This is a genomic window from Dendrosporobacter sp. 1207_IL3150, from assembly GCF_036763085.1.
In the GTDB taxonomy this organism is placed as follows: Bacteria; Bacillota; Negativicutes; order DSM-1736; family Dendrosporobacteraceae; genus JBAIYU01.
Genome location: NZ_JBAIYU010000001.1, coordinates 15,206 through 29,429, shown reverse-complemented (window position 1 = coordinate 29,429; position 14,224 = coordinate 15,206). Strand labels below are relative to the sequence as shown.

The following is a 14,224-nucleotide window of genomic DNA, read 5'->3' as shown; positions in this document are numbered from 1 at the left end:
TATGGAGGTGTACTTTTGAATAAAAAACTATCGCTTCAGGAATGGATTGATGATGCTACAGAGCAGCAAATAAGTTTTATGGATTATTGTATTAAACATCAAAGCAGTCTTGTAGAAAAGTCTCCACAAGAGCTGATTGAATATATGCTTTCGACACTGGAAGTAATGGAACACTCTATTGAGGTTGGTCTAAGTGGAGTAAAATCCAGAGGAGGCTTGGTTGGTGGAGATGCACGAAAGCTTTACGATTATAGCAGCGACAGTTCGAAAAGTATTATTGGTTCAGCAGTTGGGCGTGCAATTACTATAGCCTTAGCTGTTGGCGAAGCTAATGCGGCAATGGGAAAAATTGTAGCAGCCCCGACAGCTGGTGCTAGTGGTGTATTACCAGCCGTGTTATTTGCGCTGGGTGAAGCCTGGAATATTGAACGGACTGAGTTAGCAAAAGCATTAGTAGTGGCTGGGGCTATCGGCATGGTTATTGCCTCTCGCGCTTCATTGTCTGGTGCGGCGGGCGGCTGTCAAGCCGAATGTGGTTCGGCTGGGGCAATGGCAGCAGGAGCTGCGGTCGTACTAAATGGCGGCACACCAAGTCAAGTTGGTCATGCCGTTGCCATTACTCTGAAAAACATGTTGGGATTGGTCTGCGATCCAGTAGCAGGATTAGTTGAGGTGCCTTGTGTTAAACGCAACGCCGGAGCTGTTGCTCAAGCTATGGTTGCCGCAGAAATTGCATTAGCAGGAATAACTAGTGTTATTCCTGTTGATGAAGTAATTGATGCTATGGCAGCAGTAGGTTCGGCTATGAGTTGTTCGCTTCGTGAAACCTCACAAGGGGGGCTGGCGGTAACACCGACAGCTTTGGCATTAGCTGAAAAAATTCTCAAGGTCTAAATTAAGCTTGACAAAGATCATAATTCCTTGATATTATTTATGGAAACATCATATAACCTTTTTAAAGACGTTGAACAGAACAGTAAGTATATTGTTAGGTGTTCTCAGAGAGCCGGGACAGGTGTGAACCGGCAATACCAAATATGCCGAAAATCATCTGTGAGTTGCTGGCTGAATTATAGTAAGCTTCGCCGGGTTCCATTAGGAAAAACAGCACCCGTTATAGTGCTGGGGTATCGAGTTTTGCTCCGTACCTATTGAGTGATTATGGATATTCCATAATAATTAGGGTGGTTTCGCGGAAGTATACTCCGTCCCTTTGTAAAGGGATGGAGTTTTTTATTTATTTTAAATATAATCTGACAGGAGGAATAATTATGAACAACTTGGTGAACCCAAATTTAAAACAACAAAATTTTAGAGAGGCTATGCAGCGAATTAGTCCGTTTGTTCATAATACTCCTCTAGAGCGCAATAGAACGATTAGTGAAATTACCGGAGGACAAGTTTATTTTAAATTAGAAAATATGCAGAAAACGGGGTCATTTAAAATTAGAGGGGCGGCTAATAAAATATTCAGTCTACCTAAACACGAAGCTGTCTGTGGCGTTATATCTGCATCGGCGGGCAATCATGCCCAAGGGGTAGCCTGGGCGGCCAATGCTTGTGGTGTACCTTCGATAGTAGTAATGCCGATACATGCTCCTAAAGCTAAGATCAAGGCTACTGAGAACTACGGTGCTCAAGTCGTATTACATGGTCAAAGTTACTATGAGGCTTATCAGTATGCACGTTTTTTGCAAAATGAACGAAAGATGACATTTATCCATGCGTTTGACGATGAGGCCGTCATCGCCGGACAGGGAACTGTTGCTTTAGAAATCATGTCAAGCTTGCATGACGTTGATACATTAATTGCCCCTATCGGGGGAGGCGGTTTGATGGCAGGGTTAGCTGCTTGTGCTAAGCAATATAACCCTAAAATCAAAGTAATTGGGGTTCAAGCTGCAGGTGCTGCCGCAATGTTTAATTCGCTAGAAGCGGGCTCTATAAATTGCTTAACAGAAGTAAAGACCATTGCAGACGGTATAGCAGTTAAGCGGCCAGGTGATATTACTTTTCGTTATATTCAGCAATATGTGGATGAAGTTGTATTGGTTAAAGAAGAAGAAATTGCAGAAGGCATCTTGTTTATGCTTGAGAGAGGCAAGATGATTACTGAGGGCGCTGGCGTGTCAGGTGTTGCCGCGCTGCTGGCAAATAAAATAGATGTTTCTGGACGGAAAACTGCAGTTGTTGTAAGTGGTGGCAACATTGATCCTTTAACGTTATCCAGCATTATTGCGAATAAATATCAGCAGGTTTCTTAGATAATGTAATATTTTAAAATATTGTAAGATTATTGTCTTTCGGTTACAATTATTTAGGTGTTTAATTTTACATAGAGAGAGGGGAAAGGCACGTCTAATTGTGATGATTGTGCCCCACAATGAACTTTGTAGCAATTGACTTCGAGACAGCTAATAGCAGCAGGTCTAGCGCCTGCAGCGTGGCAGTTGTAACCGTTGAAAATAGTAAAATTGTCGACTCGTTTTATTCATTAATCAAACCTTCTAATCTCAAATTTGATTATTGGAATACTAGGATTCATGGAATAACAGCAGAAGATGTCCTCAATCAGCCGACATTTGCGGATATTTGGGACAAGCTTAAACCATACTTACATAACAAGACAGTAATTGCGCATAACGCGGCTTTTGATATTAGTGTTCTGCGTAGTGTCATAACTGAGTATGGCTTAACAGCACCGCTGTTTAATCATTTTTGTACTGTGAGCATGTCAAAAAAGGTGTGGCCTGATTCTGAAAACTTTAAATTGTCTACGTTAGCGAAACGATTTGATATCAGCTTTGAGCATCATAATGCGTTAGATGACGCACGCGTTTGTGCAACCCTAGCGCTATTAGCACAAGACCAAGTTAAAGCCCAAAATTTAGATACCTTAATTGCCAAGCTTGAAATGAAAGTAAAGGCTTTCAAGACGGCGTAACGAGGGAAAAATGATTATAGTTAGCTCTTGTCTTTTAGGTTATGAATCTAGATATGATGGCGGATCAAACAGCAATCCGCTGTTAATGAAGTACCTAAGTCGAGGTAAGTTTATACCTGTTTGCCCGGAACAACTTGGTGGTCTTAGTACGCCGCGTTGTCCAGCTGAGATAATTAACGGCTGTGGCGGGGAAGTTTTAGTAGGCAAAGCAAAAGTTCAGGGAAAACACGGTGATGATTTTACTAAAGGCTTTGTTTGCGGTGCACGACAAGTACTTGATTTGGCTAACAAGCATTCCGTAAAGGCTGCGATTTTAAAAGAACGAAGTCCTTCGTGCGGCGCAAACTATATATATGATGGAAGCTTTAGCCGTACTATAAAGTCTGGTAAGGGTATAACTGCTGCCTTGCTTAGCGATAATAATATCGTCGTTTACTCGGAAGAAGAAATAACTGACGAAGTTTTGTTAGGCTTGCTCGAATAATTACCCAAACTTGACAACTGCTAAAACAAAGTATATTGTAGTATAGTGAAACGGCTTATAATTAAGCTATCATATTTTAAGGCAATGAAAGGGAAGAGTACATTATTTAGGCTGTACAGAGAAGAAATCCTTGGCTGGAAGATTTCGCAGGCGAGATAGTGGAAGGTAGCCCTAGAGCTGTCGTGCTGAACTTTAGTAGGTACGACCGAGTTGGCCTCGTTACGGCTGTAGAGTTCGAGTATTATTTTATAATTACTCGAAAAAGCAAGGTGGTACCGCGAAAGCATAGCTCTTTCGTCCTTCGGGATGAGAGAGCTTTATTTATTTTGCAGACTAATGCGGGGGCAACAGAGATGTCGCTGACAAATAGGACGACAGAGGAGAATATTAATTAACGCTCCAACGCTAGCGCTGACTTACGCTTTTAATAAATATTCTCCTCTGTGTGCCAGGTGGCGGAACATTTTTACAACACCTCTGTTGGCTAAGCGAAATAAATAATAAAATGTTTGCGCTCCCTTTGAGTACTTCGAGTACTTTGCGTTAAACATCATTCTAATAAATTTTAATATAACTAGTTATTTAGGAGGCTTTTTAAAATGGAAGAAAAAAATATTTCGACAGTATATGATCCTCAGTCAGTAGAGAAAAAATGGTACAGTTTTTGGGAAGAGAATAACTTATTCCATGCTGAGGTAGAAGCTGATAAACAGCCTTTTAGTATTGTAATTCCACCACCAAACGTAACAGGTCAATTACATATGGGACATGCTCTTGATAATACCCTGCAGGATATTTTGATACGCTGGCGCCGCATGCAGGGCTATAATACACTTTGGATGCCAGGCACAGATCACGCTGGTATCGCAACACAAATTAAGGTTGAGGAAATGCTGGCTCAAGATGGAGTTTCTCGCTATGATTTGGGTCGAGATGAGTTTATAAAAAAGGTTTGGGAATGGAAGCACCAATATGGCAGTCGGATAACAACTCAATTAAAAAGTCTTGGCGCTTCCTGTGATTGGCAGCGTGAGCGTTTTACAATGGATGAAGGCTGCTCCCAGGCAGTGCGTGAAGTATTCGTAAGCTTATATGAAAAAGGCTTGATATATCAAGGAAATCGTATTACTAATTGGTGTCCGCGCTGCAACACTGCGCTCAGTGATATTGAGGTTGAGCACGAGGAAAAGCCGGGTAATTTATTCCACGTTCGTTATCAAGTTGAGGGAAGCGATGAGTATATAACAGTAGCAACTACCCGTCCAGAAACCATTCTTGGTGATACTGCGGTAGCAGTGCATCCAGAGGATGCTCGCTATAAACATCTTATCGGAAGATCACTTATACTGCCTATCGTTGGACGCAGTTTGCCGATAGTTGCAGACGAGTATGTCGATCCTTCTTTCGGAACAGGTGCGGTTAAAATAACTCCGGCTCATGATCCGAATGACTTCGAGATGGGCCTAAGACACGAACTTACTCAGATTGTTGTTATGAATGCTGATGGTACCATGGCCGATAATGCTGGAAAGTATGCTGGGATGGATCGCTATGAATGCCGTAAAGCCCTTGTAGCGGACTTAAAAGAACAAGGCTATTTAGTTAAAATAGATGAGCATTCACATGCAGTTGGACATTGCCAGCGGTGCAGCACAGTTGTTGAACCAATGGTTTCAAAGCAGTGGTTTGTAAGTATGGAGCCTTTAGCTAAGCCAGCGATAGAAGCCGTAACATCAGGCGAAATTCAATTTGTACCTGAGCGTTTCACCAAGATTTATACCAATTGGCTGGACAATATTCGTGATTGGTGTATATCACGTCAAATTTGGTGGGGCCATCGTATTCCTGCTTGGTATTGCAGCTGTGGAGAAACTATTGTATCCCGTGAAGATATAACCTCATGCCCAAAATGCGGCGGCACAGTTGAACAGGATCCTGATGTTTTAGATACTTGGTTCAGCTCAGCTTTATGGCCATTTTCCACTATGGGCTGGCCTGAGGACACAGCTGAAGTTAAACAATTCTATCCAACAAGCGTGTTGGTAACAGGATATGATATCATTTTCTTCTGGGTTGCAAGAATGATCATGATGGGATTAGAGTTTAAACAGGATATTCCATTTAAACATGTATTTATTCATGGCTTGGTGCGAGACTCACAAGGTCGTAAAATGAGCAAGTCGTTAGGTAATGGTATTGACCCACTAGAAGTTATCGAAAAATACGGTGCTGACACTCTCCGGTTTATGCTGATAACAGGAAATACTCCGGGAAATGACATGCGTTTCTATTGGGAAAGAGTTGAATCTAGCCGTAATTTTGCTAATAAGTTGTGGAATGCATCTAGATTTGTCTTGATGAACTTGGAAGGTTTTGATCCAAGCTTTAAGCCGAGCGAAGAAAAGTACACATTAGCTGATCGCTGGATATTAAGCCGTTATACCAAGACGGTAACGGATGTCACTCGTAATTTGGAACGCTTCGAATTGGGTGAAGCTGGACGTCTGCTTTATGAATTTATCTGGAATGAGTTCTGTGACTGGTATATTGAAATGGCTAAGCCAAGATTATACAACAAAGAGGATGGCGAAGCTCGGGGAACAGCACAGTATGTACTTTGGTATGTACTTCAAAATACTCTTAAGCTGCTTCATCCGTTCATGCCTTATATCACTGAGGAAATTTGGCAGCATCTTCCGCATCAAGGAGTAAGCATAATGGTTTCGCCATGGCCTGAAGCTCAAGTTGAATTAGCTGATAATCAAGCAGAACAAAACATGAATGTTATAATGGAAACAATTAAAGCTATTCGCAATATGCGTGCTGAGGTTAATGTACCGCCAGGCAAAAAAAGCGAAGTAATCCTCCAGTTTGCGGCACAAGCAATTCAAACTGTTTTTAGCAATAATCTCCAGTATCTTCGCACACTTGCAGCAGCAGAACCTATAGAAATCCTATCAGCAGACGCAGCAAAACCTGAAAACGCTATGACAGCGGTTGCAAGCGGTGTTGAAATATATATGCCGCTTAAAGGGCTTATTGATGTTGAGAAGGAGACAGCACGTCTGAACAAAGAAATGGAGAACTTGAATAAGGAACTTGCGAGAATAAGCGGTAAGCTTTCCAATCCAGGCTTTGTGGCTAAAGCTCCTGCAGATGTAATTGAAAAAGAGCAGGCTAAGCAGCGTGAATATGAAGAAAAACGTGTAGCTATAAACGAGCGTCTGGCTTATTTGGCCAGTCTATAGGACCGTGAATATGAACTACGAAGATGCTCTGACATATCTTGATAGTTTGAATAAATTTGGGATAAGATTAGGCTTGGATCGAATAAAAAGGCTGCTTGAATTAATGGGCAATCCTGAACAAAAGTACCGGACTATCCACGTAACAGGAACCAATGGCAAAGGCTCTACAACAGCTATGATTAACGCAATCTTAGGCTGCAGTGGTATAAAGGCGGGGATGTATACATCCCCGCACCTTGTAGATTATACTGAGCGAATTAGAGTAAATGGTTGTGAGATTACACAGGTTGAATTTAGCCAAGCAGTAAGCTCCACAAAACAATATGTAGATATAATGCTTGCTGAAGGCGCTGAAAGTCCGACTCAATTTGAAGTATTAACTGCTGCAGCCTTTTACTACTTTGCGTCTATTGGTGTTGAATATGCCGTTATTGAGGTAGGTCTTGGGGGACTTCTTGATTCAACAAACGTTATAATACCTGAAGTTGCGGTTATAACTAATGTAGCAATGGACCATGCTGACCGCTGCGGCGGGACGCTTTCTTCAGTAGCTCAGCATAAGGCCGGAATAATAAAGCCTGGAATTCCGGTAATAACGGCTGTGGCAAATGAAATCCAGCCGATTATTGAAGAAAAAGCTCAAGCTATGAAATCACCTCTTTATATTTACGGTAAGCATTTTTTCAGTGAGGACCAGGGCGTTAGCGATTATAAGCAGATAGTTGTGTTTGAATCAGAAAATTATGGAAAAATGGAGCGGCTAAAGGTTAATCTGCTAGGTTTGCATCAAGTGGAAAACAGTGCTCTAGCAATTATGACTGCAATGATTTTGCAAGCCAAAGATCTGCGAATAACATCAGATTCTATTGCCAATGGCTTAGCGGACGTAGCTTGGCCGGGACGATTTGAAATAATTGAAGGAACCCCGAAGGTTATTATCGACGGTGCGCATAATCCTGCAGGGGCCAAGATGTTAAGGCTAAACTTGGACAATATGTTTACAGACAGATCCATAGTATTTTTATTAGGAATACTACAGGATAAAGATATAACAGGAATTGTTGAGAGTTTGATTAAGCCACAGGATATAGTGGTTGTTACATCGCCTGACTCAGAACGTGCTGCGCCTCCTGAGATGGTTTCGAACACTATTAGCGCACGTTGGGTTGAAGTTTCGGCCTCTATTGAAGAAGGGCTAAATAGGGCTTATCAATTAGCTGGTGATGGTGGTATAGTATGTGTAGCCGGTTCATTGTATTTAATTGGGTTTGCTCGGCGTATAATATATAATAGACAAAAAAAAGTGTGATAGGTATAATAAAATTAGTGCTATTGTGTTTTTCCAATAGCACTAATAATTATTAAATAAGGTGAAATTGTGCGATTAACTTATAACAAGACTCGCTTTCAATATTATTTTGATTACATAATTGAGCACTGCATATTGGCGGTGGCCTTTTTTTTGCCACTTTCAATTGATGTCACAACCGGCTTTCTTATAGCTGGCGTGGCAGCGTGGCTGGGCAAGATGGTTGTCAACCGTGATTTCACATTTAGACGAAGTCCTTTTGACATTCTAATTGCTGTTTTTGTCCTTATATCGGCCTCGTCAGTTCTTGTATCCCCTGATCGTAATTTTAGTTTTTATAATTATTATCATCTAATGGGACGCTACATATTTATCTATTATCTAGTAATAAATAACGTTCATTCATTAGGTCAGATCAAACGAATTATTTGGACAGTACTAAGTTCGGCTGCAGTTGTTACGTTATATGGATTTTACCAGTATTTCCATGGTGTTGATATATCTTCATTGGAATGGGTTGACGGAGAGCAGTTTCCAGACTTAAAAGTAAGAGTATTTTCAACGTTGAAAAACCCTAATTTACTAGCAGGATTCTTAGTAATGACTATGGCTGTTGCTTGCGGTTTAGGATGTAAAGCTGTAAAAATCAAAACTCGAATGCTGTTTTTTGGACTTTTTGTACTTCTTGGAATCTGTTTAGGCTTGACATATTCACGCGGAGCCTGGGTAAGTGTTGCTTTTGTAATAGGCGTATATGGGATATTATATAATAAAAAAATACTGTGGCTGCTTTTACTTGCGCCAATCGCGCTAGTGCTTGGACACGATGCTCTTACCGACCGAATTATGTCAATCTTTAACCCTACTGATACGTCATCAACACTAAGAATGGCTTTATGGGAAAGCACTATCGCTATGATATCCGATAAACCGCTTCTGGGTATTGGATGGGGGGCATATTGGCTGGTCTATCCTCAGTATGATTTTTTTATTCAAGACGCCAAAACTACAATATTCCATGCGCATAATATGTATTTAAATATTGCTGCGGAAATTGGTATACCAGGTTTGATGGTCTTTTTAGCAATAATGTATGGCCACATAAAGACAGCATTGACAATATTTGATGACACTAACGAACGTTGGTTGGCAGGTTTACTGTTAGGACTTGTATCGGCTTTAATTGGATTGGCGGTTAGCGGCTTTACAGATTTCATTATGTTCAATATTCAAATGTCAATGTTATTCTGGTTATTTAATGCCTTAATTATTGTTGTTTGGCAGCAATGCTGCAGATTTCAAAATAGTGTATACTTTACAAAAAAGATGTAAACAAGCAGGAATAATCTGATTTTAAAGGAATATTATTTGTTAAGACAACTTTATAACCATTAAAAATTAAAAGGGCCGTTTTGGCCTTTATTCTTTATATAAACAAATATTAACTTACGGCTGTTAACTAGCGTAGCTGCGCAGCGATATCAGCTTAGAAGTAGAGGAGGTTCTTCAAATGCTCCTTGCTGAAGTTCAGCAAACTCTACAAGCGGAAGTTTTATGTGGTAAAGATCTTCTAGAACGTGAAGTGGATACTGTATGCGGAGCGGATTTGATGAGTGATGTTTTAGCATTTGCTAAAGACAGAACACTGCTGCTGACGGGTCTTATTAACATTCAAGTTGTTCGGACTGCATTTTTAAGTGATCTTGTTGGTATAGTTTTTGTCAGAGGTAAACGTCCTAACTCTGAAATAATTGAGATGGCGGGGCAGAAGGGTATTCCTGTGATGGTGTCTTCCTATACCATGTATGAAGCTTGCGGCCGCCTCTATTTAAATGGAGTTGGGGGCAAGTGTGAAAGCGGTGATTCTATTGGGAAGTAAGCAGAAGGTCACTGTAGAATTTAATCTGGTAGGTTCTGAGTTCGATTCGGCCGGTGAAGCTTCAAGTAAGATAAAGCGTATATTGCAGCAAATTGGTATTAGATCAGATATAATTCGGAGAATAGCAATTAGTTCCTATGAAGCCGAAATGAATGTTATTATTCATGCTTATCGCGGGATAATGCGAGCTGATATTTATTCAGATCGTACGGAAATTATTCTAAAAGATGAGGGACCAGGTATTGCTGATATTAGTTTAGCAATGCAGGAAGGGTACTCAACAGCGCCGGATTTTGTTCGTGAGATGGGCTTTGGGGCGGGAATGGGATTGCCTAATATGGTTAGATGTACTGACAAATTCGATATTCAATCTGAAGTCGGTGTGGGTACTACAGTTACGATGGTAATTAATCATTAAAGATCTGTTCTATTTCCCTAATTTATGCATGTGTGGTGATTATAATGAGTGAGTATTTCCATTCGGTTAGGTTGATAAACGAACGGTGTAAAGGCTGTGTAAGCTGCATTAAGCGTTGCCCGACTGAGGCAATACGAATTCGCGCCGGCAAAGCTCATATTATTGAGTCTCGCTGTATCGACTGTGGTGAATGTATCCGCCGATGTCCCACTCATGCCAAGACTGCTGTAACTGATCAGTTATCCGATTTAGCAAATTTTTCTTATAATATTGCATTGCCTGCTCCAGCTTTATATGCGCAATTTAATATAGATACTAGCATCAATAGTGTTTTGCGCGGACTATTGAATCTAGGGTTTGATGATGTATATGAAGTAGCACAAGCGGCGGAACTTGTGTCAATTGCCACAAAAGAATACCTTTCGAATAATGACGTACGCAGACCTGTAATATCTTCAGCTTGTCCAGCAGTAGTAAGGCTTATCCAAGTTAAATTTCCAGAACTTATTGACAATTTACTGCCTATTAATGCACCTGTTGAAGTGGCAGCCCGTTTAGTTCGGAAGAACTGTGCAAGCGCGCTAAATATTAGGCCTCAAGAAATTGGTGTGTGGTTTATTACACCTTGCCCGGCAAAAATGACTGCTGTAAAACAGATAATAGATACTAACTCGAATATATCAGGTGCTATTGGGATTTCTAAAATTTACGGTGATTTAATTAAAGCAATACCAGCAGGCACAAAAGGCAAAAACTTGCATAAATCCTCATGGAAAGGCATTGGATGGGCTGTTGCTGGAGGAGAGAGCAAAGCAATAGATCATCAAGATGTGCTTGTTGTTTACGGTATTCACAGCGTCAGTAATGCTTTAGAGCAGATTGTAATGGGAAAATTAGTTGGGCTTGACTATGTTGAAGCTCTTGCTTGTTCAGGCGGATGTATTGGGGGAGCTCTTACTGTTGAAAACCGATTTGTTGCCGAAAACCGCATGAAAATACGTGGACAAAAAATGACTTCTAATAAATCTGACAGTCCTTCATCAATTGCTTCTTTTAAAGAAGATTTACTAAGAGTTGACAACTCAATTGAGCCTAAGCCTGTTTTACTGCTGGATAATGATATTACCAAAGCTATGTCAAAAGTAGAAGAGATAGAGCAGACATTAAAGACACTGCCGGGTTTTGACTGTGGTTTATGTGGTTCACCAAACTGTTATACTCTGGCCCAGGACATGGCCCAAGATATGGCAAGTGAGACTGATTGTATATTTAAGCTTAGGGAGAAGGTAAGGGACTTAGCTAGAACCATGATTGAACTGGCTGAAAAATTACCGCCTTCCCTTGATAAAGATTCTAGTGAAAAAGACTAAAAGAGGTGTCAGGTATGCAGATTGCCGAAGTATTAGAAAAACTTCCAGTAACTGTTATGGTCAGCAATGCTAACTTAGCTTTGCCAGTTACGGGCGGATATGCTTCTGATCTTTTAAGTAATGTAATGGGAAACGCAAGGCAAGGAAACATTTGGATTACTATGCAAGGACATCAAAACATTGTTGCAGTAGCTTCTTTAACAGGATTATCAGCTGTTATTGTGGCAGGAGGAGCTAAACTTGATAATGAAACTATTCGTAAGGCAGATGTAGAAGGTGTGACGTTATTAACTACTGAATTGTCTTCATTTGAGATCACTGGCATGCTATATAGCTTAGGTATAAAAGGGGTATGATGAAAAGGTTCAAAGCCGATCTTCATATTCATTCAGTATTATCACCTTGCGCAGCTGGTGATATGACCCCTGCCAATATAATTTTTCACGCTGAACAATGCGGATTAGATATTATTGCTTTGACTGATCATAACGCCTGTGATAATGTACCAGCAATCATTGAGGCTGCAAAAAATAGTAAAATTATCGTAATACCTGGTATGGAAGTAGAAACACAGGAAGAAATACATGTTATTGTTCTATTTGAAACACTAGCAAAATTAAATCTATGGGAGAATTATGTCCAGCGGTTTCACTGCGGCTTGCTAAATGATGAACGGAGATTTGGTCCACAGTTTATCGTAGACGCAAATGGTGATTTTATTAACATTAAAGCTGAAATGCTGTTAGCGCCATTAAAATGTCCCTTGGCTAAGGTTGTGTCAACTGTAGAAAGCTTAGGTGGTATTTGCATAGCAAGCCATATCGATAGACCTTCTTATAGTGTAATTTCGCAACTTGGGTTTATTCCGAGCGATGTCAAATTTAACGCGGTAGAGGTTTCGCGCCGCATGAAAATAATCGATGCGGCAAAGACAATATCTAGTATTGGAAATTCAACAATTGTGACTTCATCAGACGCTCATACGATAAGTGATTTAATCAGTGGACCGCATACTTGTTTTGAACTCAAGGAGCCGTCCTTTTCTGAAATATGTATGGCTTTGGCTGGCGAGGGATTTAGGCGAGTAGTACTTTAGAGTCACAATTAATTAATATATTTGAAGGTACAAGAGGAGGAAGACTTATGGAGAAAGGTGAACAGAAGCACTGCTGTGGAGGCAAATGTATAAACAAGTTTAGTCAGCTTGATCAGATTTTAGAAAAATACCGTGAAGTGAAAGGAGCGCTTATTCCTGTACTTCAAGAAACCCAGAATGCATATGGCTATCTAGAAAAAGAAGCGATTCAATATATTGCTCAAAATATGAATATTCCAGTTAGCCAGATATACGGTGTTGTAACTTTCTATTCACAGTTTCACTTAAATCCACGCGGCAAAAACATTATTAGGGTATGCCAGGGTACGGCTTGTCATGTTCGCGGGGCCAAGCTCATCTTGAAAGCGCTGGAAGATAATCTTAAAATTTCTGCAGGGCAGACTACTGGCGATTTAAAATTCACATTAGAAACTGTAGCATGTATTGGTGCCTGTGGTCTTGCGCCTGTAATGATGGTAAATGATGATACTCATGGACGATTAACACCCGAAATAATATCAGATATTCTTAAAAAGTATTCCTAGCTTTATGCGAGAATTATCGCTGCATGTTTTGGATCTGGTAACCAATTCAATTGAGGCGGGTGCAGATAAGGTTGAGCTTTCGATTGTTGAGAACAGTACTGATGATAGGCTAATTATTCGCGTAACTGATAATGGAAGGGGTATTGAACCTGAGCTGTTACAAAAGATACTGGATCCTTTTGTAACGTCAAGAAAGACGCGCCGCATAGGCCTTGGGCTACCTTTGATTGAAATGTCAACTAATCGCTGTGATGGTTACCTCAAGGTAGAGTCACAAGTCGGTAGCGGCACTAGTGTTGAGGCCATGTATAAATATAGTCATATTGATCGACCGCCGCTTGGCGATATTAAAGCAACTATAAAAACAATTATTATCGCAAATCCAGAGTTGGATTTTAGATATGCTCATAAGGTGGCAGGGCATTGTTTTCATCTTGCTACGCAGGATTTAAAAGAAGTGTTAGGGGAGGTTCCTCTATCTAGTCCAGAAGTTATCGAGTGGCTTGAAAATTATATTAATGACGGTATAAACAAACTATATGGAGGTGTTTGAGATGAAAACTATTGAAGATTTAAAGCGTTTGCGTGACAAGGTTCAAGCTCAAACAAACTTGAGGCATTCTAGTGGAACTCAGGTTATTGTTGGAATGGGTACATGTGGTATAGCCGCTGGAGCGCGCGAAGTAATGTCTGCTTTACTGGATGAAATAGCAAAGAGAAAAATACAGAATGTTATTGTGAGACAAACGGGCTGTATCGGAATATGTTCTAAAGAGGTTCTTGTTGACGTAGTTAGACCAGGCGAGCCGAGGATTACTTATGGCAATGTTACTAAGTCCGATATACCTAGAATAGTGACAGAACATATAGTTAATGGATGTATCGTTAATGATCTTGTTATAGGAAAAATAACGGAATAAGTTTTGACTTG

At 40.5% G+C, this 14,224-nt stretch carries 15 protein-coding genes and 2 other annotated features; all 15 genes read left to right on the top strand.

Going from position 1 to position 14,224, the window contains the following annotated elements:
* Positions 1-15 precede the first annotated feature (15 nt).
* Positions 16-894, top strand: a complete 879-nt coding sequence (gene sdaAA, locus V6C17_RS00140; protein WP_333520535.1) for an L-serine ammonia-lyase, iron-sulfur-dependent, subunit alpha — start codon at positions 16-18, stop codon at positions 892-894.
* A 61-nt stretch (positions 895-955) separates the two neighbouring features.
* Positions 956-1,216: a binding site (T-box leader), on the top strand.
* Between the two features lie 55 nt (positions 1,217-1,271).
* Positions 1,272-2,264 (top strand): threonine ammonia-lyase, encoded by a 993-nt coding sequence (gene ilvA, locus V6C17_RS00135; protein WP_333520534.1) that lies wholly within the window; start codon positions 1,272-1,274, stop codon positions 2,262-2,264.
* Positions 2,265-2,383: 119 nt separating this feature from the next.
* Complete coding sequence (locus V6C17_RS00130) at positions 2,384-2,944, top strand: 3'-5' exonuclease (RefSeq protein ID WP_333520533.1); 561 nt, start codon at positions 2,384-2,386, stop codon at positions 2,942-2,944.
* 10 nt (positions 2,945-2,954) lie between these two features.
* Positions 2,955-3,428: a DUF523 domain-containing protein gene (locus V6C17_RS00125; RefSeq protein WP_333520532.1), complete on the top strand. Its 474-nt coding sequence runs from the start codon at positions 2,955-2,957 to the stop codon at positions 3,426-3,428.
* 75 nt (positions 3,429-3,503) lie between these two features.
* Positions 3,504-3,733 (top strand) — a binding site (T-box leader).
* A 294-nt stretch (positions 3,734-4,027) separates the two neighbouring features.
* Positions 4,028-6,676 (top strand): valine--tRNA ligase, encoded by a 2,649-nt coding sequence (locus V6C17_RS00120; RefSeq protein ID WP_333520531.1) that lies wholly within the window; start codon positions 4,028-4,030, stop codon positions 6,674-6,676.
* A 10-nt stretch (positions 6,677-6,686) separates the two neighbouring features.
* Positions 6,687-7,985: a bifunctional folylpolyglutamate synthase/dihydrofolate synthase gene (locus tag V6C17_RS00115; RefSeq protein WP_333520530.1), complete on the top strand. Its 1,299-nt coding sequence runs from the start codon at positions 6,687-6,689 to the stop codon at positions 7,983-7,985.
* A gap of 153 nt (positions 7,986-8,138) precedes the next feature.
* Positions 8,139-9,317, top strand: coding sequence for an O-antigen ligase family protein (locus V6C17_RS00110; protein ID WP_333520529.1), 1,179 nt, complete (start codon positions 8,139-8,141; stop codon positions 9,315-9,317).
* A 178-nt stretch (positions 9,318-9,495) separates the two neighbouring features.
* Positions 9,496-9,864 carry a DRTGG domain-containing protein gene (locus V6C17_RS00105; protein WP_333520528.1) on the top strand — a complete coding sequence of 123 codons (369 nt, stop codon included), beginning with the start codon at positions 9,496-9,498 and terminating at the stop codon, positions 9,862-9,864.
* Entirely contained in the window at positions 9,836-10,282 is a 447-nt protein-coding gene (locus tag V6C17_RS00100; RefSeq protein WP_333520527.1) for an ATP-binding protein, read from the top strand. Before V6C17_RS00105 ends, V6C17_RS00100 begins: the two co-directional genes overlap by 29 nt.
* A 44-nt stretch (positions 10,283-10,326) precedes the next feature.
* Entirely contained in the window at positions 10,327-11,652 is a 1,326-nt protein-coding gene (locus tag V6C17_RS00095) for a [Fe-Fe] hydrogenase large subunit C-terminal domain-containing protein (RefSeq protein WP_333520526.1), read from the top strand.
* A 14-nt stretch (positions 11,653-11,666) separates the two neighbouring features.
* A complete protein-coding gene (locus V6C17_RS00090; protein WP_333520525.1) occupies positions 11,667-12,008 on the top strand; it encodes a DRTGG domain-containing protein in 342 nt (113 codons plus the stop codon).
* Complete coding sequence (locus V6C17_RS00085) at positions 12,008-12,748, top strand: PHP domain-containing protein (RefSeq protein ID WP_333520524.1); 741 nt, start codon at positions 12,008-12,010, stop codon at positions 12,746-12,748. The genes V6C17_RS00090 and V6C17_RS00085 overlap by 1 nt, the downstream gene beginning before the upstream one ends.
* 47 nt (positions 12,749-12,795) lie before the next feature.
* Positions 12,796-13,293, top strand: coding sequence for an NADH-quinone oxidoreductase subunit NuoE (nuoE, locus tag V6C17_RS00080; protein WP_333520523.1), 498 nt, complete (start codon positions 12,796-12,798; stop codon positions 13,291-13,293).
* Positions 13,294-13,297: 4 nt separating this feature from the next.
* Entirely contained in the window at positions 13,298-13,846 is a 549-nt protein-coding gene (locus tag V6C17_RS00075) for an ATP-binding protein (protein ID WP_333520522.1), read from the top strand.
* A 1-nt stretch (position 13,847) separates the two neighbouring features.
* Complete coding sequence (locus tag V6C17_RS00070) at positions 13,848-14,213, top strand: (2Fe-2S) ferredoxin domain-containing protein (protein WP_333520521.1); 366 nt, start codon at positions 13,848-13,850, stop codon at positions 14,211-14,213.
* The last annotated feature ends 11 nt before the right edge of the window (positions 14,214-14,224 follow it).

Bases quoted from the DNA above. Each gene is read 5' to 3' on its own strand.
- ilvA (WP_333520534.1), top strand. From the start codon at position 1,272: ATGAACAACTTGGTGAACCCAAATTTAAAACAACAAAATTTTAGAGAG.
- V6C17_RS00130 (WP_333520533.1), top strand. From the start codon at position 2,384: ATGAACTTTGTAGCAATTGACTTCGAGACAGCTAATAGCAGCAGGTCT.
- V6C17_RS00125 (WP_333520532.1), top strand. From the start codon at position 2,955: ATGATTATAGTTAGCTCTTGTCTTTTAGGTTATGAATCTAGATATGAT.
- V6C17_RS00120 (WP_333520531.1), top strand. From the start codon at position 4,028: ATGGAAGAAAAAAATATTTCGACAGTATATGATCCTCAGTCAGTAGAG.
- V6C17_RS00115 (WP_333520530.1), top strand. From the start codon at position 6,687: ATGAACTACGAAGATGCTCTGACATATCTTGATAGTTTGAATAAATTT.
- V6C17_RS00105 (WP_333520528.1), top strand. From the start codon at position 9,496: ATGCTCCTTGCTGAAGTTCAGCAAACTCTACAAGCGGAAGTTTTATGT.
- V6C17_RS00095 (WP_333520526.1), top strand. From the start codon at position 10,327: ATGAGTGAGTATTTCCATTCGGTTAGGTTGATAAACGAACGGTGTAAA.
- V6C17_RS00090 (WP_333520525.1), top strand. From the start codon at position 11,667: ATGCAGATTGCCGAAGTATTAGAAAAACTTCCAGTAACTGTTATGGTC.
- V6C17_RS00085 (WP_333520524.1), top strand. From the start codon at position 12,008: ATGAAAAGGTTCAAAGCCGATCTTCATATTCATTCAGTATTATCACCT.
- nuoE (WP_333520523.1), top strand. From the start codon at position 12,796: ATGGAGAAAGGTGAACAGAAGCACTGCTGTGGAGGCAAATGTATAAAC.
- V6C17_RS00075 (WP_333520522.1), top strand. From the start codon at position 13,298: ATGCGAGAATTATCGCTGCATGTTTTGGATCTGGTAACCAATTCAATT.
- V6C17_RS00070 (WP_333520521.1), top strand. From the start codon at position 13,848: ATGAAAACTATTGAAGATTTAAAGCGTTTGCGTGACAAGGTTCAAGCT.